Source organism: Allobosea sp. TAF32, assembly GCF_052113585.1.
GTDB lineage: Bacteria > Pseudomonadota > Alphaproteobacteria > Rhizobiales > Beijerinckiaceae > Allobosea.
Genome location: NZ_JBFRDM010000003.1, coordinates 378,137 through 401,200 on the forward strand (window position 1 = coordinate 378,137; position 23,064 = coordinate 401,200).

The window sequence follows — 23,064 nt, forward strand, 5'->3', positions numbered from 1 at the left end:
ACCGGATGTTTCGGCGCCGGCTGCCTCAGGCAGCCGGCGTTTTTTCCATCGGTGTGGGGGTGAAGGTGTCGTCCGCGTTGGGTTCCATGGTGACGATGACGTCGTGCATGGAGCGCAGCGTCGTCCGGTGGCCGATCGAGACGATACGGGTCTGCGGGAGCTCCCGGTCGATCGTGGCGTAGATCTCGCCCTCCAGCTTCTCGTCGAGCGAGGCGGTGGCCTCGTCGAGAAAGAGCCAGTCCGGCTTGCTCAGCAGCGCCCGCGCAACGGCCAGCCGCTGCTGCTCACCGCCCGAAAGCCGCTGCCCCCAGAGATCGATTTCGTCGAGCTTGTCGGCGAGATGGCCGAGCTTGACCTTCTCCATTGCGGCGCGGATCGCGGCGTCGTCATAGGCGCCTTCCTTGGCGGGATAGGCCAGCGCGGCTCGCAGCGATCCTTGCGGCAGATAAGGGCGCTGCGGCAGCAGCATGATCTGCGCGTCGGGCGGAATCCCGACCTTGCCGTCGCCGAAGGGCCAGATGCCGGCAATGGCGCGGAACAGCGTCGACTTGCCCGAGCCGGACGGGCCGATCAGCAGGGTCGAGCGCGCCTTGCCGAAATCGAGCGCGCCGAGCTTCACGATCGGCTTGCCGTTCGGCAGCAGCAGCGTCGCGTTGCGGATGTGCAGGCCCTTGTCGCGCGAAGTCTCGCGGCTGAGCGCTTCCTCGCTGATCGGGCCGTGCTGCGCGTCGGCGATCGCTGTCTCGAACGAGGTCAGACGGTTGATCGAGGCGAGATAGGAAGCGATCGAGGAATAGCTGTTGATGATGAAGGAGAGCGCGGTCTGCACCCGGTCGAAGGCGCCGGCCACCTGCATCATGATGCCAAGCGTGATCGTGCCCGCGAAGTAGTAGGGGGCAAGGATGATGTAGGGCAGAACGACGCTGAGCTGATTATAGGACCATGTAAAGCTGTTTAGCTTCAACCGGCGCCAGACTAGTCGGTAGAAGTTCTCGACGATATCGCGGAAGCGCTGTGCTAGATGTGCGCGCTCCGTCGGCTCTCCGACCATCAGCGCGATCTGCTCTGAATATTCGCGCAGGCGCGCCAGGGAAAAGCGGAAATTCGCCTCGCGCTTCTCCTGCTCGAATTCGAGCCGGATCAGCGGGCGGCCGATGAGGTGGGTCAACCAGGTGGCCGCCGCGGCATAGAAGAACGCCACCCAGAAGATATAGCCCGGCACCGCGAAGGAGGTTCCCGGCAGGGTGAATGCGACGGGGATGTTCCAGAGGATGATCGAGAACGAGACCAGCGTCGAAACCTGCGAGAGCAGGGGCAGCGCGAAATTATAGGTCTGGTTGACGAAGGCGCGGGTGTCTTCGGCGATGCGCTGGTCGGGATTGTCGACGCTTCCGGCGAGCGCGATCCGGTAATGAGTGGCATGGTCGAGCCACCGCTGGGTGTACTCGTTCGCCATGAACTGCCGCCAGCGGATCAGGATCGTATAATTGGCGAAAAGTTCGATCAGGTTGGAAATAACAAGCAAGCCGGCCCAGACGCAGAAGACGTAGAAGAGCTGGTACCAGAACGCCGCCGCGTCCTTGTTCTGCAATGCGTCGTACATGTCGCGATTGAAAAAGGAGAGGCGAAGCGATGCGCCGACCTGCGCCTGGTTTATCACAATCAGCAAGACGAGCAGCGAAACAGCCAGGGCTCCGAGTCGAATTCTGAACGGCCCGATTGGCCAGAGATTGGCTGTTGTGATCTCATTAGATTCGAAATAGGGCGAGGCGAGCCGGGCGATGCGCGCGATCACCGGCACGAAGGAGATCGCGTAGATCAGGATGGCGAAGACGCCCACGGTGGTCGGCAGGCTGGACGGCACCGGCGGAATCTGCAGCGCCGGGGGCCACCAATCGATCTGTGCCAGCACCGCCGCCGCGCCGAACAACACATACTCGATCGCGAAGACGCCAGAGAATATGCGCAGGAAGAACGGAAGGGTCGGTGAGCGGAAGGTTACCGCTGCCAGAAGCAGGCCGACGACGCCCATGCCGATCAGCCCGGCCGAGCCGGCCTGCTGGCCGACGACCAGGGTGACAGCCGCCAACACGGCGACGAGGATGCTCAACAGACGCATGGGCAGGGATCCTGGCGGGAAACAGTGGGCTCCACGATTCGGACCATGTCGCAGCGGATGGGGCCTTTCAATGGCGATGCGCCCGAATGAGCAAATTGTCATCTGGTGGAGAGGCGGCGGCGAGGCTGAGACAGGCCGCCGCGCCATCAAGCAAAACGCCCCGGAACGAGCTTGGCTCGCCCGGGGCGGAAGGCAAAACCTAGCGGAACAGCGGCCCGCTAGCTGCAAGCATCACTGGGCGGCGACGATCTTGCCGGCATCCCATTTGTACATCGAGAAGCTCGGCGAACTCAGGTCGCCGGTCTTGCCGTAGGTCAGCGTGCCGATGGCCGTCTTGACGGGCGTGCCCGCCTGCAAGGCCTTGGCGGCGCCGCTTGCGTCGCCCGGCTTGCCGGCCTTCTCGATGGCGGCCTTGAGCACCTCGACCGCGGCATAGGCGTTGAGCGTGAAGGCCTCCGGCGGAATGCCCTTCTCCTTCAGCGCGGCGACCGCCTGGGCCGAGTCCGGGTTCTTCAGCGCGTCGGTGGCGTTGGTGAAGAGCGTGCCCGTGGCGTGATCGCCGCCGATCGCCGCGAACTCCGTGTTGGAGAGACCCTCGCCGCCGATGATCGTGGCCTTGACGCCGGCATCGGCGAGCTGGCGCGAGAGCAGGCCACCCTCGGGGTGGTAGCCACCGAAATAGATCAGATCGACATTGGCGGCCTTGAGGCGCGTCACGACGGCCGAGAGATCCTTGTCGCCGGGGTTGACGGTCAGCGCGACGACTTCCTTGAGCCCGCCGGCATTGATGCCCTTCTGGAAGGCGTCGGCGAGGCCCTTTCCGTAAGTGCCCTTGTCGTGGACGATCGCGATCTTCTTGTCCTTCAGGTTCTTCAGGACATAGGCGGCGGCGATCTCCGCCTGCTGGTCGTCACGGCCACAGGTCCGGAAGACATTGGTCAGGCCGCGCGTGGTCAGGGCCGGCGAGGTTGCGGTCGGCGTCACCATCAGCACGCCGCTTTCGGAGAGCACGTCGGAAACCGCCATGGCGACGCCCGAGGTCACCGGACCCACCACGAACTTGACCTTCTCGCCGACGAGGAGGTTGGCGGATGAGACGCCCTGCTTGGGATCGCCGGCATCGTCGGCGAGCTTCAGCACGAGCTTCTCGCCGAGCACGCCACCATTCTTGTTGATGACGTCGACGGCGGTCTGGGCACCGTTCTTCACCTGATCGCCATAGGCGGCGACAGGGCCGGTCAGCGGCGCGATGAGGCCGATCGTGATGTCGGCCTGGGCGGCCTGGGCCGAGAGGAACAGCGTAGCGGCCAGCGCGACGCCGGAGAGGAAGTGGGACTTTTTCATCTGCATCTCCCTACGACATGCAATTTATGCGCGCGATCCCGCCGGGGATCGCTTGTCGCCTGTATAGGCCAGGGGCGACCCGAGGGACACTGCCCGCATTTTCATCAGGCACGGCGACAAACGCATGGCAATGCCATGGCGGGCTTGGGGAGCTTGCGGGTGGCTCGGAAAGGCCTCAGCCGCTCCGCGCCTTGCGCTGAGCCTCCAGCTCTTCGGTGACGGCGATGACGTCAAGATAATCCTCATGGCGCGCGGGCGCATAGCGCGAGACATGGCCGTCGGTGAAGGTCTTCCAGACGTCCGGAGCGGCCTCTTTCATCGCGCTCATCGCGGCGACGAAGTCGTCCTTGAGACCCTGCGGCAGGTTGGCGCGCGTCGAAAACGGGCTGGAGGGGATCAGTGGCGAGGTCCAGAGCACGCGGGTCGAGCCGGCCTGGATCATGCCGCGTTGGGCGAGGCGCTGGGCGACGCCGGACTCGGTATTGACCTGATAGGTCGCGACGACGTCGAACTGGCCCCGCACCAGCGCCAATACGGAGTTGTCGTGCCCGCCGGAAAAGACCGTGCCGCTGAAATGAGCTTTCGGGTCGAAACCTTGCTTGCGCAGAAAATAGGCGGGGAAGGCGTATCCGGAGGTCGAGTTCGGATCGGCGAAGGCCATGACCTTGCCCTTGAGATCGGCAAGGTTCTGGTAGGGGCTCTCCGCGCGGACCAGCAGCACCGAATAGTACCCCTCCTGCCCGTGGTTATCGACATCGCGGAGCAGCGGCTGGAGCTTGTCGCCCAGCACGCGGCGCCCGAGCGCGTAGACCGCGGGCCCGAACCGGGCGAAGTCGACCTGATCGGCCCGCATCGCCTCGACAAGACCGGCATAGTCCGAAACTCGGAAGAACCGCACGGGCACGCCGAGACGCTGCGATAGGTAGTCGACCATCGGCTGGGTGCGGGCGACGGCACCCGCTTCGTTCTCGGCGGAAGAGACGCCGAAGCGCACCTCCTTGATGCTCTGTCGCCAGTCCGGCGCCTGCGCGAAAGCAGGGACGGCGGTCGTGGCGGCAAGGCCGGCGAGGACTGAGCGGCGTGTCGGCATGATGCCTCCCAGGGTACGCGAATGAATTGACCGCGGTTGGGTGCATGCATCAGGCGACGGCTGGATGGCGGGTGGATGACGGCGCCGTGAAACGCAGAAGGCCCGGCTTGCGCCGGGCCTTCCGTGGTCTCGCCGGGAGCGGTGGATCAGAAGTCCATGCCGCCACCGAAACCGGGCGTGCCCGGTTTCGGCAGTCAAAGCGCTTGAGCGCCTGGACTTCCTCAGAAGTCCATGCCGCCCATGCCGCCGCCGCCCATCGGGGGCATCGGGGCGTCCTTCTTCGGCAGGTCGGCGACCATCGCCTCGGTGGTGATCAGCAGGCCCGCGATCGAAGCCGCGTCCTGGATCGCCGTGCGCACGACCTTGGTCGGGTCGATGATGCCAGCCTTGACCAGATCGCCGTACTCGCCGGTCTGGGCGTTGTAGCCGTAGGAGTAGTCCTTCGACTCGAGCAGCTTGCCGATCACGACCGCGCCGTCATCGCCGGCGTTGTCGACGATCTGGCGGGCCGGAGCGGCGATCGCCTTGCGGACGATCTCGACGCCGGTCTTCTGGTCGTCGTTCTGGGTCTTGATGCCCTTGACCGAGGACAGGGCGCGCAGGAGCGCAACGCCACCGCCGGGAAGGATGCCTTCTTCGACCGCAGCGCGGGTCGCGTTCAGAGCATCGTCGACGCGGTCCTTCTTCTCCTTGACCTCGACCTCGGTCGCGCCGCCGACGCGGATGACCGCGACGCCGCCGGCGAGCTTGGCCAGACGCTCCTGGAGCTTCTCACGGTCGTAGTCCGAGGAGGTCTCCTCGATCTGGGCCTTGATCTGGCCGACGCGAGCCTCGATGTCCTTCTTCTTGCCGGCGCCGTCGATGATCGTGGTGTTCTCCTTCTCGATGCGCACGCGCTTGGCGCGGCCGAGCATGTTGAGCGTCACGGTCTCGAGCTTGATGCCGAGGTCTTCCGAGATCATCTGGCCGGCGGTCAGGATCGAGATGTCCTCGAGCATGGCCTTGCGGCGATCACCGAAGCCCGGAGCCTTGACGGCCGCGACCTTCAGGCCGCCACGGAGCTTGTTGACGACGAGCGTGGCCAGAGCCTCGCCCTCGACGTCCTCGGCGATGATGAGGAGCGGCTTGCCGGTCTGAACGACGGCCTCGAGGATCGGCAGCATCGCCTGGAGCGAGGACAGCTTCTTCTCGAAGACGAGGATGTAGGGGTCGTCGAGCTCGGCGACCATCTTCTCGGAGTTGGTGATGAAGTACGGCGAGAGGTAGCCACGGTCGAACTGCATGCCCTCGACGACGTCGAGCTCGGTCTCGGCGGTCTTGGCTTCCTCGACGGTGATGACACCCTCGTTGCCGACCTTCTGCATGGCCTTCGAGATCATCTCGCCGACCGACGAGTCGCCGTTGGCCGAGATGGTGCCGACCTGCGCGACTTCCGCGTTCGAGGTGACCTTCTTCGAGTTCTTCTTGAGATCGGCGACGATGGCCTCGACAGCGAGGTCGATGCCGCGCTTCAGGTCCATCGGGTTCATGCCGGCCGCAACCGACTTGGCGCCTTCACGGACGATCGCCTGGGCGAGAACGGTGGCGGTGGTGGTGCCGTCGCCGGCATGGTCGTTCTGGCGCGAAGCGACTTCGCGGACCATCTGGGCGCCCATGTTCTCGAACTTGTCGGAAAGCTCGATCTCCTTGGCGACGGTGACGCCGTCCTTGGTGATGCGCGGAGCGCCGAACGACTTCTCGATCACGACGTTGCGGCCCTTCGGACCCAGCGTGACCTTCACGGCATTGGCGAGGACATCCACGCCGCGCAGCATCTTGTCGCGGGCTTCAGTGCCGAATTTGACGTCTTTGGCAGCCATGAGAGCTACTCCTTGGACTGAAATTGAAAAGTTGAGAAAGCGGTCAGGCGGCTATCAGCCGACGACGCCCATGATGTCGGATTCCTTCATGATCAGGAGGTCCTGACCATCGATCTTGACCTCGGTGCCCGACCACTTGCCGAACAGGACGCGGTCGCCCTTCTTGACGTCGAGGGCAACGAGCTTGCCGGCCTCGTCACGCGCGCCGGAGCCGACGGCGATGACCTCGCCCTCCTGGGGCTTTTCCTTGGCGGTCTCGGGGATGATGATGCCGCCCTTGGTCTTCTCTTCGCTGTCAAGGCGGCGGACCACGACGCGGTCATGCAACGGACGGAACTTCATGGTTCTGTCTTCCTCTCGGTCTTATTCGGTTCGGGCGCCGCTGATGGACACCCGGGGGAGGCTGTTAGCAGTCAGCGAATGAGAGTGCTAACAGATGGCGGGGAGATAGGCTCGGGGTCCCGGAGAGTCAAGGAAGCCTGCGACAACAAAGTGAACGTCGCCGGATGCGGCACCGCAGCCCTTCGCCTTCCAGCTGCCGCACGCGCTAGAACACGCTAAGATGGCTGAATGACGACACTCCCTCCCCCGCCTGCGCCCGATCCGCGCCTCGACGATATCGCCCGATCCTGCGTGGCGCTGCATGTCCGGATGACGGCCCGCGCCGTCACCCGTGCCTATGACGAGGCAATGCGGCCGAGCGGGTTGAAGATCACCCAGTTCGTGCTGCTCTCGGCGCTGAGCACCGGACATTGGAAGTCGATCACCGAGCTGGCCGAGCGCTTTGCCCTGGAGCGGACGTCGCTGACCCGCAATCTCCAGCTCCTTGCCGCCGAGGGCATGGTCGAGCCGGTCGACTGCCGCGGTCGTGCCGCTGTCTATGCGGTGACGCAGAAGGGCAGGGCGGCGATCGAGGCTGCCATCCCCTTCTGGCGGTCGGCGCAGGACAAGATCGAAGGCGGCTTCGGCGAGGAGCGCTGGCGCGAGACCCGCGACGGGCTGAAGGCGCTGCGCCGCGCCGCGCGCGATCCGCGTTGAGATATCGAGGCTCCTTCCGCACGATTCCCGTTGGCTCTGTTGACGCATTCAACGTGCTTTCTCTATCGTGCAGATACACGAATTGAGGGGTGGTCATGGATCGAACGTTCGGAGTGGTGTCCCGCGAGGTGCTGGTCGCGGGCGATGGCCTGAGCTTCCTGCGCGGCATCATCGACGGCAGGCACCCGGCCCCGCCCTTCGCCGGGACCATGGATTTCGATCTGGTGGAGGCGGATGAAGGGCGGGTCGTCTTTGTCGGCAGGCCGTCCCCGCGCTTCTTCAACCCGCTCGGTACGATCCATGGCGGCTGGACCGCGACGATCCTCGATTCCGCCATGGCCTGCGCCGCCCATTCCACGCTCAAGCCGGGCGAGGGTTACACCACGCTCGAGATGAAGCTGAACTATGTCCGGCCGGTGATGCCGGATTCCGGCACGGTGCGCTGCGAAGGCAGGCTGATCCATCGTGGCGGTTCCGTCATCACGACGGAAGGCAATCTGCGCGACGAGCGCGGCAAGTTGCTCGCGCACGGCACCGAAACCTGCATGGTGTTTCCGGCGAAAGCTAGCGCCGGCTGACCGCGCCGGCGCCGGCCACGATCAGGAGCGCTCCGAGATAGGTCGTGTAGAGCGGCACCTCGCCGAAGAGGAAGAAGCCGAGCAGGCTCGCCCAGATCAGGGCGGTATATTCGATGGCCGCCAGCCGGGACGCCGCAGCCTTGGCATAGGCCGAGGTAAGCGTGAGATGGCCCGCGACGCCCAGCGCACCGGCGAAGAGATAGATCGCGAGATCCGCCAATGTCATCGGCACGAAGGCGAGGAATGCCGGGACGGCGAGGCACAGCGCCGGCCCGATATTCTGGAAGGCGACGATGACCGTGGGGTGCTCCCGGACCGCGATGCGCCGCAGCAGGATCAGGTTGAAGGCGTAGCTCACCGCCGAGAACAGCGCCGTGGCGACGCCGAGGCTGGCGCCGCTGACATGGCCCTGCAACCGCGGCCAGACCATGACCAGCATGCCGGCGAGGCCGAAGGCGAGCGCCTGCAGCACGCGCCGGTCGATCGTCTCCTTGAGGAGCAGGCCGCCGAGCACCGCGACGAAGACAGGGGCAAGGAACGACAGCGTCAGTGCTTCGGCGAGCGGCAGCACCGAGACCGAATAGAAGAAGCTGCCAGCCGTCAGCACGACGAGCGGGACGCGCGCGACATTGCCGATGATGCTGTCGCGGGTCGGGCGGGCCGGGCGGGCGAGCGCGAGGACGGCGAGCGCGCAGAGGCCGCCCATCAGGAAGCGCATGAACAGCGCGACGATGAAAGGATGCTGCTGCATCTGGCCCTTGATCACCGCATCCATGGCGGTGAGGAGGGCGATGCCGAGCGCAGCGCGCAGGGCGATGGACAAGGTCATGCCGGCGGCGCGGCAAGCGGCTTGCGGAAATGGTATTCCCAGCTCGCGGAGACGTCAGCCAGATAGCGCTCGCCCGGCCAGCGCACGAAACCGAGCTTTTCGTAGAAGCGGTGGCCACGCGCGAAGCGGCTGTCGGACCATAGCATCATCTCGCTGAAGCTGCCGGCCTCGGCGAAGCGCAGCGCCTCGTCGAAGAGCGCCTGCGCCAGGCCCGAACCGCGAAAGGCCGGATCGGCATAGACCTTGGTGATCTCGATTGCGTTCTGCTCCGGCAGCGGCGTGACGCCGAGCGAGCCGGCGATGCCGCCATGGGGCGAATCCGCGATCCAGAGTTTTCCGCCTTTGGCTGCGAAGTGGCTGGCCGGGCGACGCAGTTCGGGAAACTCGGACCATTCGAAATGGCAATTCGGATATTCGGCGAAGCTCGCGGCGATGAGCCTGGCGAGCGGTTCGGAATCAGAATCGCGGGCGTCGCGGATCGGCGGTAGCAAGGCAGTCATGGCGATTGACTTAGAGCATCGGATTGTTCCGAGAAACCCGATTCCACTTTTCGATCCGATGGCCTAGAGGCTGTTAGGGACCATGGCAGGTTTCCTGCGCTTGCCGGTGTCAAAAGACCCTTGCCGCACGGGCGCCGCGACCGAGACAACATGACCGTTCTTCTGCCCTTCATCGTCAATGCCGGGCTGAACTTCGTCCTCGGGTTGCTCGTCGCCCTGTTCCTGGGGCCCGAGGCGTTCGGCCTTTATGCCATCGGCGCCGCGATCGTCGTGCTCATCAACACGGCACTGCTCGACTGGCTGAAGCTCTCGGTCGTCCGCTTCTATTCGGCGCAGAGCTGCGAAAGCGACCCCGGCATCCGCGCGACGCTCGATCTGCTCTTCGCCGGCATCGGCCTTTCCCTTTGCGCGCTCCTGGCGGCGGCGCTGCTCGCCGGAATCGACACGGGCCTGCCGATGACCCTGCTCGCCGTGGCCGTTGCCGGCGGCGTCGGCGCCGGCTGGTTCGACTATCACGGTGCCATCGCCCGCTCGCGCTTCCTCGACGCTGCCTATGCCCGGCTCGTCCTCGTCAGGAGCAGCTTTGCCCTCGCGCTGATGGTCGGCGCGGCATGGTGGCTCCGCGATCCGATGGCCGTCCTGCTGGGAGGGCTGGCCAGCACCATCGTCTCGGTGCTCGCAGTGCGCCGCAGGCTGGCGGATGCGGGGCCGGTTCTTGCCGCCGCACGCGCCGATCTTGCCCGCAGCTTCGCCCGCTACGCACTCCCGCTGGTGGCCGGAAACGCCGTCTATTCACTGATCCCGCTGCTCAATCGCGCCATTCTGGCGGAGCGCTTCGGCCTCGCGGAAGCCGGCTATTTCTCGCTCGCCTCCGATATCGGCCTCAGGCTGTTTCCGGTGCTGGCCTCGATGCTGGAGATCCTGCTGCTGCGTGAGGTCATTCGCCTCGACGAGACGCGCGGCCGCCCTGCCGCCCAGAAGCGCATCGCGCGCAACATGGTGGGCGTGCTTGCCGTCGTGCTGCCCGTTGCGCTCGGCTTTTGGCTGACGCTGCCGGCCTTCGAACGCCTCGTGGTGCCGGCCAGCTTCCGAGGTCACTTCGCCTACTACATGGCCCTGCTGCTGCCCGGCTTCGCCGCCATCGCGCTGTTCCAGGCGGCGATCTACCCGGTCTTCCTGCTGGCAAGGCGCACCCTTGTCGCCACCTTCGCGGCCCTCGCCGGATTATCCGTCAATCTCGCCGCGATCTTCGCAATACCGGGCGCCTCCGGACCGGGAACGATCGCGATTTCGCAAAGTGCCGCCTTCGTGACGGCCTTTGCAGTGACGGGAATCGTGGCCTTGCGCAGCTTGCCGTCCTGGCCGCCGCTGCGCGATCTCGGCTGTGTCGTCCTCGCCGCTGCCGTGATGGTTCTCGTGGTCTGGCCGCTGCAGAACCGCCTGCCGGCTCTGGCGGAGCTGCCGCTCCAGATCGGCCTTGGCGGGTTGGCCTATGCGGTGGCGATTCTCGCCTGCGATGTCGGCCGCTGGCGCAGTGGCCTGAAGCTGCGCTGGCTCGCCCGAAAAGGGTTAAAGCGCTGACCCGCGCTGCAACACTTCCTTCACCCTGCGGCTTGATGCCCCGCTAAGGTTAATTCCGCGAATTGGCTGGGTTTCGGCGTGATTCGCGTGCTGGAACTCCGCGATTCACCATTCCTTTCAGGCCATTCCGCAGGTTTTCGGCAGCCGATGTCGAGAGTCTTGCGTCATGCGTCGAACGATTGTCCTTCCGTTGCTGGTCGCTGCCGGCACCCTCACCACCAGCGCAGCCATGGCGCAGGGCTATGGCTATGCCGCGCCCCGTGATCCGATGGCAGCGGCGCACGGCCGCGCGAATTACGGCGGCGGCTTCATCGAGATGCTGATGACGGGCCGTGACCCCACGCCCTATGGCCGCGGCGGTGCCGTCTATAACCGTCCCGGTGGTCAGTACGCCTACGGCCAGAACGTTCGATCTGCCCCCGGCTACGAGGCCGATCCCTTCGAGGCCGCGCGCCAGCCGGAGGCCGGTCGCCGTGTGGCGGCGCTCGGTCAGCCTGTCGAGCCGCAGCAGGGCATCCAGCAACTCGTCGACCCGCGCTTCCGTAAGCAGGAAGTCGCTTATGACGGGCCGCACAAGCCCGGCACCATCATCATCGACACGCCACAGCGCTTCCTCTTCCTGGTGCAGCCGGGTGGCCGTGCCCTGCGCTATGGCATCGGCGTCGGCCGCCCCGGCTTCTCCTGGGCCGGGATGAAGACGGTCTCGCGCAAGGCGGAATGGCCGAGCTGGACGCCGCCGGCGGAAATGCTCAAGCGCCGCCCCGATCTGCCGCGCTTCATGGCCGGCGGGCCGGAGAATCCGATGGGTGCGCGCGCCATGTATCTCGGCTCGTCGCTTTACCGCATCCACGGCACCAACGAGCCGAACACGATCGGGCAGGCCGTTTCTTCGGGCTGCATCCGCATGACCAATGACGACGTCCAGGACCTCTATGAGCGCGTCCGCGTCGGCGCCAAGGTCCTGGTGATCTGAGTTAGGAACTGCCGATCGCGATGCCGACGGCCAGCACGAGCAGGCCGCCGAGGATGATCTGCACGATGGCGGAGCCGAACGGCGTATCCATGTAGCGCCAGCGCACCCAGGCGATCACCACGAGCTCGCAGGCGACGATCACGCCGGCGATGGCGGTCGCCAGCCAGAAATCGGGGATGAGATAGGGCAGGGTGTGCCCGAGCCCGCCGATCGTCGTCGCGATGCCGCAGGCGCCGCCGCGCACCCAGGGGTGGCCTCGCCCGGTGACCACGCCGTCGTCGGAGAGTGCCTCGGTCAGGCCCATGCTGATGCCGGCGCCGATCGAGGCCGCGAGGCCGACGACGAAGGCGTTCCAGGAATCATGCGTCGCGAAAGCCGCGGCGAAAATCGGCGCCAGCGTCGAGACCGAGCCGTCGATCAGCCCGGCGAGTGCCGGCTGGACGATCTGGAGCACGAACAGCCGCTTCCGCGTCTCCTCTTCCTCATCCGCTGCGCCCGAGGTCTTGAGTTCTTCGCCGAGCCGCTCGGCGAGGCTCTCATGTGCGCGTTCCGCCTCGGCAAGGTCGGCGAGAAGCTTCCGGGTGCCGGTGTCCACAGCGCGCTCGGCTGCGCTCGCATAGAAGCGGCTCGCTTCGAGCTCCATCAAGGCGGCATGCCGGCGTGCCGCGTCGAGCTGCAGGTCTTCGTGCAGCCAGACCGGGTTGCGCTTGAGGAAGCCCTTCACGTCCTGTCGTGTGATGAGCGGCAGCTCCTTGCCGAAACGGCTCTCATAAAGGGCAAGCAGACTATGGCGGTGGCCGTGCTCCTCGGCCGCCATCTCCTCGAACATCCCGGCCGAATGCGGATAGTTGGCACGCAGGCGCTGGGCGAAGGAGAGGTAGATGCGGGCATCCTCCTCCTCGTTCGAAATGGCGAGGGCGAGGATTTCGGCCTCGCTGAGATCGGTGACGCGTTTCATGGGAGACTCGTAGATTAGAATAATTCCAATCTACGAGCTCTGGATTACAAAGGGAAGGGCTCGCCCCAAAAAAGAACGCCCGCCTTTTGGGCGGGCGTTGCGGAGACTCTGACGTCAGACCCAGCTGTCGTCGTCGCCGGAATCGAAGCCGGGATCGTCGTCGTCATTGTAATTGGCCTGCTGGGTGTCGGCCTCGCCGTCATAGCCCTGGCCGTGATCCGAGCGATCCTGCGCCGCCTGGTCGGACGAGCCGCGATCATAGGCCGCCTGATCCGAGGCGCCCTGATCATAGGCCGCCTGCTGCGTATTGGCGCCGGCATTGGCGTTCGTATCGGCTGCGGCCGCCGGGGTTGCGGCCTTCGCAGCCCCGCCCGCGCCACTGAAGGCGTTGGCAAGGACGTTGCCGAGAACGACGCCGCCTGCGACGCCCGCCGCCGTGCTCAGTGCGCTCGCCATAAAGCCGCCGCCGCGGCCGGGCGCCTGCTGCGGCTGATTGCTCCATGGGCCGGGCTGCATCGGCGCGGCGGTCTGTGGAGCGGCTTGCATCGGAGCGGCCTGCATAGGCTGGCCCTGCGGCTGCGTGTTCCAGGCGCCGGAGGGGGCCGGCGCATCGGCTCGCGGCGTCACGGATGGTACCGACCCGGTGCGCGGCACGTTGCCGCCACCGAAGATGCCGGACAGGAAGCCGCCGGCAGCCGGTTGGGCCGCAGCCTCGCTCGCTCGCTTCTCGGCGTCGCGCAGCTGCGCCTGCAGGGCTTCGACCTGCTGGTGCAGATTGGCGAGCGCCTGCTCCTGCACATAGACAGCCTGGGCCATGGCATAGGGCGCATAGGGCTGGTCGCGCAGGCGTTCTGCGATGAAGTTTTCAGCCTCGGGGTCGCGGGGCTGGTTGGCCGCCTGCCTGAGGCGGTCGAAAATCCCGGCGATCACGTCGCGTTCTTGCGGCGTCATCGTCATCTCCTCTCGTTACGCGGCGCGGTTGCGCCGCGTTGAAGAGGTGGGACCGGCCTGTGACAGTATCAAGGCCGTGGCCGCGGCAAGCTGCCGCGGATCAGATGCTGCCATCGAGATCGTCGTCCGGCGGCGGCATCTCGTCGACCTCGGAGCCCGGCTGCAGCGTGCCGCGGTTGAGCACCAGGACCGACGTTCCGGTCGGCACGCGGCTATAGAGGTCGATGATGTCCTGGTTGAACAGGCGGATGCAGCCCGAGGAGACGGACTTGCCGATCGACCACGGCTCGGACGTGCCGTGGATGCGATACATCGTGTCGCGGTTGCCCTGGTAGAGATAGAGGGCGCGCGCGCCGAGCGGGTTCTCGAGACCGCCAGCCATGCCGGCCGCCCAGGGGCGGTTGCGCTCCGGCTCGCGGGCGATCATCGCCGGGGTGGGCGTCCAGCGCGGCCACTGCGCCTTGCGCGCGATGGTTGCGCGGCCGCGCCAGGACATGCCTTGCTTGCCGACGCCGATGCCGTAGCGGATCGCCTTGCCGCCCTCCTGGACGAGATAGAGGAAACGATTGTCGGTATCGACGACGATGGTGCCGGGCTGCTCGCGGGTCGGATAGGAGACGATGCGGCGCAGGAAGCGCGGATCGACCTCGGTGAGGTCCGTTGCCGGCAGCGGGTGCAGCTCGTCCGGCCGCTCGCCATACATCGACAGGTATTCGGGGCTGACCTGCGGGCCCCTGGGAGCAACCTCGTAGGGCTGCTGGCGCTGGCCCACGCAGGCGGCGAGGAAGAGCGGCGTCAGGGCGGCGAAGGCGCGGCGTGTCGGGCGGGCGAGGGGAGAGGCAGACGGGCGGGCGGGGGACATCGACGGCAAACTCGGCGTTACGTGCGGGGCGGAAGTCAACGGTGGGACGGCGCCGCGGTTCCATGCGCCGTTGCAGGCTTCCGTTCAAGGCGTCCGTCATGGCCGCGGGGTGAACAGGAAGTGACCAAATTGTGGCCGTGCAACTCTGTTGCCGATCGGCAACAGCGCGGGCGCCCGCCCGATTTCCTGCAGAGCCGGCTAGACTGCCTGCCGCAGCCCCCATTTGAGCAGGCCCAGCCGCTCGCGGCTCCACCATCGCGCAAGCATCATGGCTGAGACGACGGCGAGCCCGACCACCAGACCTATCCAGATGCCGCGCCCCGCGAGGGGCGTCAGGAAGCCGAGCGCGGCGGAAAGCGGAAGGCCGATACCCCAGTAGCCGATGCCGGCGAAGATCATGGGCACGCGCGTGTCGCCGAGCCCGCGCAGGATCGAGGCGCCCACGACCTGAGCCCCGTCGGCGAGTTGGAAGACCGCTGCGTAGAACAGGAAGATCATCGCGAGACCGGTGACTTCGGCGGCTCCGGGGGTCGAGCTGTCGAGGAAGGGCGCGACGAGCCATTGCGGCGCGAGCGCCATGAGGAGCGCGGTCGAGGCCATGAAGCTCAGGGCGAGGATCAGCGCCATGGCGCCGGCGCGCCGGATGCCCTCGGCGTCACCGGCGCCGAAGGCGCGACCGACCCTGACCGTGCCCGCCTGCCCGATGCCGAGCGGCACCATGAAGGTCAGCGAGGCGATCTGGATCGCGATGGCATGCGCCGCGAGCGGGGTTTCGCCGAGCAGTCCCGTCATGAAGGCGGCGCCGTTGAAGATGATGACCTCGAAGGCGACCGTCAGGCCGATCGGGAAGCCGATCCGCCAATAGGTCCGGTAGCGCGGCCAGTCCGGCACCCAGAAGCGGCCGAGCAGGTGATACCGGCGGAAGTGCCGGTCGAGCGAGACGACGAGCGCGAGGCCGGCGAACATCAGCGTCGAGGATAGCGCCGTCGCCAGCCCCGAGCCCGGCAGGCCGAGCGCCGGGAAGCCGAGATGTCCGAACATCAGGCACCAATTGGCGAAGGCGTTGAAGGCGACGGCGAAGAGCACGACGATGAAGGCCCAGCGCGGCCGCTGCAGAGCGGCAACGAAGCCGCGCAGGCACAGATAGAGGAAGAAGGGCAGCAGGCCCCATTGCAGCGTGTGGATGTAGGACGCCGCCGCCTTCGACAAAGCGGGGTCCTGGCCCATCGCCGTGAGGATGAATTCGGCCTGCCAGAGGACAACCCACATCGGCCCCACCATGGTCGCGGCGGCCCAGAAGCCCTGCCGGACGGTGCGGCGCAGATCGCGCACCGCATGCTTGTTGCGGCCGAGTTCGATCGCGATCATCGGCGACACCGCGCTCATCACGCCGATGCCGAAGATCAGGAAGGCGGTGTAGAGGTTGCCGCCGAGCGCGCCGGCCGCCAGCGCCCGTGGACCGAGATGGCCCATCATCACGACGTCCGTGGCCGTCATCGCCGTCTGCGCGACATTGGTGAGCACCATCGGCCAGCTCAGGGCGAGCATGGCGCGCGCTTCCGCGAGCCAGGGATGAAGCGGTTTGGAGACGTCGGCAGGCAACATGCGGTGATTTCCCAGGGGCGCCGCTTCTACCGCCGATTGCAGCGCCGAAACAGCCACACCCATGGCTGACCACGCCCGGAGCCGATGCGCTGGACGCGGGTCGACAAGTTCAGCCGCGGTCTGCATCTTGCCTCGCCGATTGCTGGAGGGCCTGAACCGATGAGCACCAATCTGAGGATCGACGCCGCGAGGCTGACCTCGCGCCTGGCGGAACTCTCGACGATCGGTGCCACGCCGGAGGGAGGTTGCCGCCGGCTCGCCCTGACCGATGAGGACCGGCAGGGCCGCGACTGGCTGGTGGGTCAGATGAAGGCGCTCGGCCTCGATGTCCGCGTCGATGCAATCGGCAATATCGTCGGCATTCTGAAAGGCCAGCAGGATGGGCCGGCCGTGATCATGGGCTCGCATATCGATACGGTCGGCACCGGCGGACGCTTCGACGGGGCGCTCGGCGTCGTTGCCGGCGTCGAGGTTCTCGCGGCTTTGCGCGATGCCGGGCTGACGCCGAAGCGCGACATGGCCGTGATCGCCTTCACCAACGAGGAGGGCGCGCGCTTTCATCCCGACATGCTCGGCTCCTATGTCTGGGCCGGCGGCATGAGTGTCGAGGCGGCCCACAGGGAAGGCGATTCCGAGGGCGTGGGTCTCGGCGCCGAGCTGCGGCGCATCGGGTACGAAGGCGCCGAGCGGCCGGGTTTCCTGCCGGCTCATGCCTATGTCGAACTCCATATCGAGCAGGGGCCGGTCCTTGAGAACGAAGGCGGCGGCCTTGGCGCCGTCACCGGCATTCAGGCGATCTGCTGGCTGGAACTCACCCTCAAGGGCCGACCGAGCCATGCCGGCACGACGCCGATGGCCTATCGCAAGGACCCAGGCCTCGCCGCTGCGCGCATCAATATCTTCGCCAATGAGCTGACCAAGACGATCCCGCACCAGCTCGCCAATTCCGGAGTCATTCGCGTACAGCCCGGCAACGTCAATGTCGTGCCCGAGACGGTCGTCATGACGCTCGATCTGCGCAACCCGCTCGACGCGCCGCTGGCCCAGGCGGAGGAGGCGGTGCGCCGCTTCTGCGCCGAGCTCGCGGAACGCGACGGCATCGAGATTTCCTTCCGCGACCTCGCGCGTTTCCCGGCGACGCCTTTCGCCGAGGACCTGATTGCCGAGGTCGAGCGCAGTGCCGGCGAATTCGGCCTCCCGATCCGGCGGATGATCTCGGGCGCCGGCCATGACGCGCAGATGATGGCGCGGCTCTGCCCGACGGCGATGGTCTTCATCCCCTCGATCGGCGGGCTCTCGCACAACCCGGCCGAATTCAGCACCGACGAGGATATGGTCGCCGGTGCCAATATTCTGCTCAGCACAGCCTGGCGCGTCGCCAACGCCTGAAAGCGCTTGAACAAAATGGGCCCTCAGCCTGAGAAGGCCCGGAAGGGCCGTCTCGAAGGATGCTCCCCGAGGCTCTGGAACCATCTGAAGCATCCTTCGAGACGCCGCCGGCGCGGCTCCTCAGGATGAGGGCTCAAATTTTCGATGAGGCTGCAAAAGGACCTTCGATGACGACGATCGCCTCGCTTTCCGCCGCCGAACTCGGACCGCTCTACGCCAGCAAGCAACTCTCGCCCGTCGACGTCGCCAAGGATGCGCTGGCGCGCATCGAGCGCTTCGAGCCGCAGGTCAACGCCTTCGTCGTCCGCGACGAGGCCATCACGCTGGCAATGGCGGAAGCCTCTCAGGCGCGCTGGCTGAAGGGCGAGGCGATCGGCCCGCTCGACGGCGTGCCGGTTACCATCAAGGATAATCTCGGCGTTGCCGGCTGGCCGATGCGACGCGGCTCGGCGGTGGCTTCCGAGGCGCCCTTCGCGGAGGATTCGCCCGCGACGGCGCGGCTGCGCGAGGCCGGCACGGTCTTCCTCGGCAAGACCACCATGCCGGAATATGGCTGGAAGGGCGTCGGCGATTCTCCGCTTTCCGGCATGACCCGCAATCCCTGGAACACGGGTACGGGCCCCGGCGGCTCGTCGTCCGGCGCGGCGGTCTGCGCCGCGCTCAATCTCGGCTGCATCCATCTCGGCACGGACGGGGCAGGCTCGGTGCGCATCCCCGCCGCCTTCACAGGCGTCGTCGGGTTGAAGCCGAGCTATGGCCGCGTTCCGGCCTGGCCGATCTCGACCATGGGCTTCCTCGCGCATCTCGGTCCGCTGACCCGCACGGTGGCCGACACTGCGCTGGCGATGAAGGTGATCGGCCAGCCCGACGCGCGCGACATGACCGCGCTGACGGACCGTCCGCCCGATTATGTCGACGGGTTGAAGGGCGGCGTCAGGGGCCTGCGCGTGGCGTGGTCGCCCCGCCTCGGCCAGGATGTCATCGTCGATCCCGAGATCGCTGCGCTGACGGCTGCTGCCGCACAGGTCTTTGCCGAACTCGGTGCGACGGTTGAGGAAGTCGATCCCGGCTTCGCCGATCCGATTGAGACGCTGATGACGATCTGGGCCTCCGGGGCGGCTCTGGCGCTGCGCAGTGTCGATGCCGTCGGGCGGGCACAGATGGACCCCGGCCTCGTCGCCGTCGCGGAGTTCGGTGAGCGTATCCCGGCTTCGACTTATGTCGATGCGCTGCTGAACCAGCGCAATGCGTTGGCTCACCGCATGGCGCAGTTCCATCAGCGTTACGACCTGCTGCTGACGCCGACATTGCCGCTGCCGGCCTTCGCTGTCGGACGCAACACGCCCGAGCATGGCGCCTATGGCGAGGACTGGACGCGCTGGACGCCTTTCACCTACCCCTTCAACATCACCGAGCAGCCGGCGGTGTCGGTGCCTTGCGGCCTGACCGCGGCGGGGCTGCCGGCGGGGCTCCAGATCGTCGGAGCCTTCGGGAAGGACGCGCTCGTGCTGCGGGCAGCCGCTGCCTTCGAGCAGGCCAGGCCGTTCGCGCGCGTCGACCTGCCCATCAAACCGATTTAATCGCGAATTTTTTCGCGATCCCTGAAAAACAGCCGAAACGCTGCTCCGGGAGCCGGAAATGCCGGCTCTGGTCCCTGAAGTTCCGTCTGGCACGAACCGTGCACGCGTTCGGCGGCCTTAATCGGGCGCCGCTGCGTGTTGTCAGGCAGGATTTTTCTGCTCAGACTTACGGCAAGGCAGCCCGATCAGAGGCGCCGCTTCAGGGGAGAACATGATGGATCGCAGGACGTTTCTGAAATCCGCGACTGGCGCCGGCATGGCCGCGGCAACGGGCGGGCTGGCGATGCCGGCGCTGGCACAGGGCGCGACCAAGACCCTGCGCTTCGTGCCGCAGGCCAATCTCGCGAACTTCGACCCGATATGGGGAACGCAATACGTCGTCCGCAACGCCGCCGCGCTGGTGTGGGACACGCTCTACGGCATCGATTCCAAGTTCCAGCCGCAGCGCCAGATGGTCGAGGCCGAGGAGGTCTCCTCCGACGGCCTGACCTGGACCTTCAAGCTGCGCTCCGGGCTGAAGTTCCATGACGGCACACCGGTGACCTCCAAGGACGTGGTCGCGAGCCTGGTGCGCTGGTCGGCGCGCGATCCGATGGGCCTGATGATCCGCGCCATTCAGGTGGAGCTTGTGCCCGTCGACGAGCTGACCTGGAAATGGTCGCTGAAGCAGCCCTTCCCGAAGATGCTGCTGGCGCTCGCCAAGAACAACGCGCCCTGTTCCTTCGTCATGCCGGAGCGCATCGCCAAGACCGACCCGTTCACCCAGATCACGGAATATGTCGGCTCGGGGCCGATGAAGTTCCTGCGCAGCGACTGGGTTCCCGGCGCCAAGGCGGTGTTCGAGAAGTTCGCGGATTACAAGCCGCGCTCCGAGAAGGCGGATTGGCTCGCCGGTGGCAAGAACATCCTTGTCGACCGGGTCGAGTGGGTGATCATGCCGGACGCGGCGACGGCGGCCGCCGCGCTTCAGAACGGTGAGATCGACTGGTGGGAAACGCCGCTCGCCGACCTCGTGCCGGTGCTCAAGGCCCACAAGGACATCAACGTCGATATCGGCGATCCACTCGGCAATATCGGCGCCTTCCGCATGAACCACCTCTTCCCGCCCTTCAACAATGTGAAGGTGCGTCAGGCGGTCCTCACAGCGCTGAACCAGGAAGACTACATGCGTGCCGTCGTCGGCGACGACGACAAGCTCTGGAAGCCGCTGCCGGGCTTCTTCACCCCCGGCACGCCGCTCTACACGGAAGAGGGCGGCGACATCCTGAAGAAGCGCAATGTCGCCGAAGCCAAGAAGCTCCTCGCCGAGTCCGGCTACAAGGGCGAGCCGGTCGTCTGCATCGTCGCGCAGGACATGGCCGCCACCAAGTCGATGGGCGACGTCACGGCCGAGCTGCTCAAGAGCATCGGCATGAATGTCGATTTCGTCGCCACCGACTGGGGTACGGTCGGTTCGCGCCGCGCCCAGAAGACACCGCCGGGGCAGGGTGGCTGGAGCATGTTCCATACCTGGCATGCCGGCGCCGACTGCATCAATCCGGCCGCCTACACCGCGATCCGCGCCAATGGCGAGAAGGCCTGGTTCGGCTGGCCGGACGTGCCCGCGGTCGAGACCGAGGTGACCAACTGGTTCAACGCCAAGGATTTGGCCGGCGAGAAGGCGGCGATGGCCAAGCTCAACAAGGCGGCGGTCGAGAACGTCGTCTACGCGCCGACCGGCTTCTACCTCGGCTATCAGGCCTGGCGGAAGAACGTCTCGGGCGTCGTCAGCGGCCCGCTGCCGTTCTTCTGGGACGTCGCCAAGGCCTGACCTCTCTTCGCGGGGCGGCCTGGCCGCTCCGCCTTTCGGGGCCGGCCGGGCTCCGACACTTCGCCTCGCCCCGACCCGGAAGAAGACCGGGCCGCGGTTCCCAGGTTCGGCGTGAACGAGGTTCCACGGCTTTATGTTTGCTTTCGTCGTCAGACGCATCATTACGACCATCCCCGTGATGGCCTTCGTGGCGTTGTTCGTCTTTTCGCTGCTCTATATCGCGCCGGGTGATCCCGCGGCCATCATCGCCGGTGACCAGGCTTCCCCAGCCGATGTCGAGCGCATCCGCGCCAGCCTGGGGTTGGACCGTCCCTATCTGGTCCGCTTCGCCGAATGGTCCTTCCGCGTGATCCAGGGCGACCTCGGCACCTCGATCTTCACCAACCTGCCGGTGACGCAGCTCATTTCCCAGCGCATCGAGCCCACCGTCTCGCTGATGGTGCTGACGCTGATCTTCGCCGTCGTCATCGCCGTTCCGATGGGCGTCATCGCCGCCTGGAAGGCCGGCAGCTGGATCGACAAGGCCGCGATGGGTTTCGCCGTACTCGGCTTCTCCGTGCCGGTCTTCGTCGTCGGCTATCTGCTCGCCTATTTCTTCGCGCTGAAGCTCGATTGGCTGCCGGTGCAGGGCTACACGCCGATTTCGCAGGGCTTATGGCCCTGGCTCCGGAACCTCATCCTGCCCTCGATCACCCTCGGCCTCGTCTACATCGCGCTGATCGCCCGCATCACCCGCGCCACCATGCTCGAGGTGCTGCAGCAGGACTATGTCCGCACCGCCCAGGCCAAGGGCGTGTCGCAGAAGGACGTGCTCTTCCTGCATTCGCTGAAGAATGCGGCGGTGCCGATCGTCACCATCATCGGCATCGGCATCGCGCTGCTGATCGGCGGAGCCGTCGTCACCGAGAGCGTCTTCGCCATCCCCGGCCTCGGCCGGCTCACCGTCGATGCCATCCTGCGGCGTGACTACCCGGTCATCCAGGGCGTCGTGCTGATGTTCAGCCTGGTCTACGTGCTCGTGAACCTGCTGATCGACCTGACCTATACCCTCGTCGACCCGAGGATCCGCTATTGACCGCTCAATCCTCCATCCCGGCCCCGGCCGTCGCTGTTCCCGCTGAGCCGGTCAAGGCTGCGCTCAGCCGCTCGGCCCGCTTTCGTCGCTATCTGCGCCGGCACCCTTCCGTGGCGATCGGCGGCGGCCTGCTCGTCCTGATGGCGCTCATCGGCATCTTCGCGCCGCTGCTCGGCACGGTCGACCCGACCGCCATCTCGCCGAGCCGGCGCACGCGCATGCCCTCCGAACTCTACTGGTTCGGCACCGACATGCTCGGGCGCGACATCTATTCGCGCGTGATCTATGGCGCGCGTGTCTCGCTGCTCGTCGGCTTCAGCGTGGCGATCCTGTCGTCGGTCGTCGGGCTCACCATCGGCCTCTTCGCCGGCTTCGTGCGCTGGACCGACGGCATCATCATGCGCGTCATCGACGGCATGATGTCGATCCCGCCGATCCTGCTCGCCATCGCCCTGATGGCGCTGACCCGGGGCTCAGTCGGCAACGTCATCATCGCCATCACCGTCGCCGAGATTCCACGCGTGGCGCGCCTCGTGCGCGGCGTGGTGCTGTCGCTGCGCGAACAGCCCTATGTCGAGGCTGCGGTGGCCAATGGGGCGCGCGTGCCGCGCATCATCATCAGACACATCCTGCCGAACACCTTCGCGCCGATGAGCGTCCAGGCGACCTATATCTGCGCCAGCGCCATGATCGTCGAAGCCATCCTGTCCTTCATCGGCGCGGGCGTGCCGCCGGCGACGCCGTCCTGGGGCAACATCATGGCCGAGGGCAGGGCGCTCTGGCAGGTCCGCCCGCACATCATCCTGTTCCCCGCGGTGTTCCTCTCCCTCACCGTTCTCGCAGTGAACATGCTCGGTGACGGCCTGCGCGACTCGCTCGATCCGCGCCTCGCGAAGTCCATCTGAGGACCAGCCCCGCAACTG

General features: G+C 66.4%; 20 protein-coding genes. 9 read left to right on the forward strand and 11 right to left on the reverse strand.

Annotated elements, in window-relative coordinates:
• Positions 1-25: 25 nt before the first annotated feature.
• From AB4Z16_RS09300 to groES, 5 genes are all read right to left on the reverse strand, one after another.
• On the reverse strand, positions 26-2,119 hold the full coding sequence (locus tag AB4Z16_RS09300) for an ABC transporter ATP-binding protein/permease (protein ID WP_441511045.1): 2,094 nt from the start codon (positions 2,117-2,119) through the stop codon (positions 26-28).
• 231 nt (positions 2,120-2,350) lie between these two features.
• Positions 2,351-3,463, reverse strand: coding sequence for a branched-chain amino acid ABC transporter substrate-binding protein (locus AB4Z16_RS09305; RefSeq protein ID WP_441511046.1), 1,113 nt, complete (start codon positions 3,461-3,463; stop codon positions 2,351-2,353).
• Positions 3,464-3,638: 175 nt separating this feature from the next.
• A complete protein-coding gene (gene phnD / locus AB4Z16_RS09310; protein WP_441511047.1) occupies positions 3,639-4,553 on the reverse strand; it encodes a phosphate/phosphite/phosphonate ABC transporter substrate-binding protein in 915 nt (304 codons plus the stop codon).
• 221 nt (positions 4,554-4,774) lie between these two features.
• On the reverse strand, positions 4,775-6,412 hold the full coding sequence (groL, locus tag AB4Z16_RS09315) for a chaperonin GroEL (protein ID WP_441511048.1): 1,638 nt from the start codon (positions 6,410-6,412) through the stop codon (positions 4,775-4,777).
• Positions 6,413-6,466: 54 nt separating this feature from the next.
• Complete coding sequence (gene groES / locus AB4Z16_RS09320; protein WP_047576256.1) at positions 6,467-6,754, reverse strand: co-chaperone GroES; 288 nt, start codon at positions 6,752-6,754, stop codon at positions 6,467-6,469.
• Positions 6,755-6,982: 228 nt separating this feature from the next.
• On the opposite strand from groES, the gene AB4Z16_RS09325 reads away from it, so the two are divergent.
• A complete protein-coding gene (locus tag AB4Z16_RS09325; RefSeq protein WP_441511049.1) occupies positions 6,983-7,450 on the forward strand; it encodes a MarR family winged helix-turn-helix transcriptional regulator in 468 nt (155 codons plus the stop codon).
• Positions 7,451-7,545: 95 nt separating this feature from the next.
• On the forward strand, positions 7,546-8,028 hold the full coding sequence (locus AB4Z16_RS09330) for a PaaI family thioesterase (RefSeq protein ID WP_441511050.1): 483 nt from the start codon (positions 7,546-7,548) through the stop codon (positions 8,026-8,028).
• Here AB4Z16_RS09330 and AB4Z16_RS09335 read toward each other — a convergent pair.
• Both AB4Z16_RS09335 and AB4Z16_RS09340 read right to left on the reverse strand, forming a co-directional pair.
• Positions 8,015-8,857 carry a DMT family transporter gene (locus AB4Z16_RS09335; protein ID WP_441511051.1) on the reverse strand — a complete coding sequence of 281 codons (843 nt, stop codon included), beginning with the start codon at positions 8,855-8,857 and terminating at the stop codon, positions 8,015-8,017. The two genes, AB4Z16_RS09330 and AB4Z16_RS09335, sit on opposite strands and share 14 nt — an antisense overlap.
• Complete coding sequence (locus AB4Z16_RS09340) at positions 8,854-9,357, reverse strand: GNAT family N-acetyltransferase (protein ID WP_441511052.1); 504 nt, start codon at positions 9,355-9,357, stop codon at positions 8,854-8,856. The genes AB4Z16_RS09335 and AB4Z16_RS09340 overlap by 4 nt, the downstream gene beginning before the upstream one ends.
• Positions 9,358-9,507: 150 nt before the next feature.
• Here AB4Z16_RS09340 and AB4Z16_RS09345 point away from each other — a divergent pair, with 150 nt between their 5' ends.
• Positions 9,508-10,938, forward strand: coding sequence for a lipopolysaccharide biosynthesis protein (locus AB4Z16_RS09345; RefSeq protein ID WP_441511053.1), 1,431 nt, complete (start codon positions 9,508-9,510; stop codon positions 10,936-10,938).
• 166 nt (positions 10,939-11,104) lie between these two features.
• Positions 11,105-11,911, forward strand: a complete 807-nt coding sequence (locus tag AB4Z16_RS09350; RefSeq protein WP_441511054.1) for a L,D-transpeptidase — start codon at positions 11,105-11,107, stop codon at positions 11,909-11,911.
• 1 nt (position 11,912) lies between these two features.
• Here the strand turns inward: AB4Z16_RS09350 and mbfA are convergent, their stop codons facing one another.
• The 4 genes from mbfA to AB4Z16_RS09370 all read right to left on the reverse strand — a co-directional run bounded on the left by mbfA (position 11,913) and on the right by AB4Z16_RS09370 (position 16,287).
• Positions 11,913-12,869 (reverse strand): iron exporter MbfA, encoded by a 957-nt coding sequence (gene mbfA, locus AB4Z16_RS09355; protein WP_441511055.1) that lies wholly within the window; start codon positions 12,867-12,869, stop codon positions 11,913-11,915.
• A 114-nt stretch (positions 12,870-12,983) separates the two neighbouring features.
• Positions 12,984-13,820 carry a DUF2076 domain-containing protein gene (locus AB4Z16_RS09360; RefSeq protein ID WP_441511056.1) on the reverse strand — a complete coding sequence of 279 codons (837 nt, stop codon included), beginning with the start codon at positions 13,818-13,820 and terminating at the stop codon, positions 12,984-12,986.
• A gap of 100 nt (positions 13,821-13,920) precedes the next feature.
• Entirely contained in the window at positions 13,921-14,682 is a 762-nt protein-coding gene (locus AB4Z16_RS09365; RefSeq protein WP_441511057.1) for a L,D-transpeptidase, read from the reverse strand.
• A gap of 198 nt (positions 14,683-14,880) precedes the next feature.
• On the reverse strand, positions 14,881-16,287 hold the full coding sequence (locus AB4Z16_RS09370; protein ID WP_441511058.1) for an MATE family efflux transporter: 1,407 nt from the start codon (positions 16,285-16,287) through the stop codon (positions 14,881-14,883).
• A 159-nt stretch (positions 16,288-16,446) separates the two neighbouring features.
• Here AB4Z16_RS09370 and AB4Z16_RS09375 point away from each other — a divergent pair, with 159 nt between their 5' ends.
• From AB4Z16_RS09375 to AB4Z16_RS09395, 5 genes are all read left to right on the forward strand, one after another.
• Positions 16,447-17,676, forward strand: a complete 1,230-nt coding sequence (locus tag AB4Z16_RS09375; RefSeq protein ID WP_441511059.1) for a M20 family metallo-hydrolase — start codon at positions 16,447-16,449, stop codon at positions 17,674-17,676.
• Between the two features lie 167 nt (positions 17,677-17,843).
• On the forward strand, positions 17,844-19,256 hold the full coding sequence (locus AB4Z16_RS09380; RefSeq protein ID WP_441511060.1) for an amidase: 1,413 nt from the start codon (positions 17,844-17,846) through the stop codon (positions 19,254-19,256).
• A 214-nt stretch (positions 19,257-19,470) separates the two neighbouring features.
• Positions 19,471-21,066: an ABC transporter substrate-binding protein gene (locus AB4Z16_RS09385; RefSeq protein WP_441511061.1), complete on the forward strand. Its 1,596-nt coding sequence runs from the start codon at positions 19,471-19,473 to the stop codon at positions 21,064-21,066.
• A 133-nt stretch (positions 21,067-21,199) separates the two neighbouring features.
• Positions 21,200-22,141 (forward strand): ABC transporter permease, encoded by a 942-nt coding sequence (locus AB4Z16_RS09390; RefSeq protein WP_441511062.1) that lies wholly within the window; start codon positions 21,200-21,202, stop codon positions 22,139-22,141.
• Positions 22,138-23,046, forward strand: a complete 909-nt coding sequence (locus tag AB4Z16_RS09395; RefSeq protein WP_441511063.1) for an ABC transporter permease — start codon at positions 22,138-22,140, stop codon at positions 23,044-23,046. The genes AB4Z16_RS09390 and AB4Z16_RS09395 overlap by 4 nt, the downstream gene beginning before the upstream one ends.
• Positions 23,047-23,064: the final 18 nt, after the last annotated feature.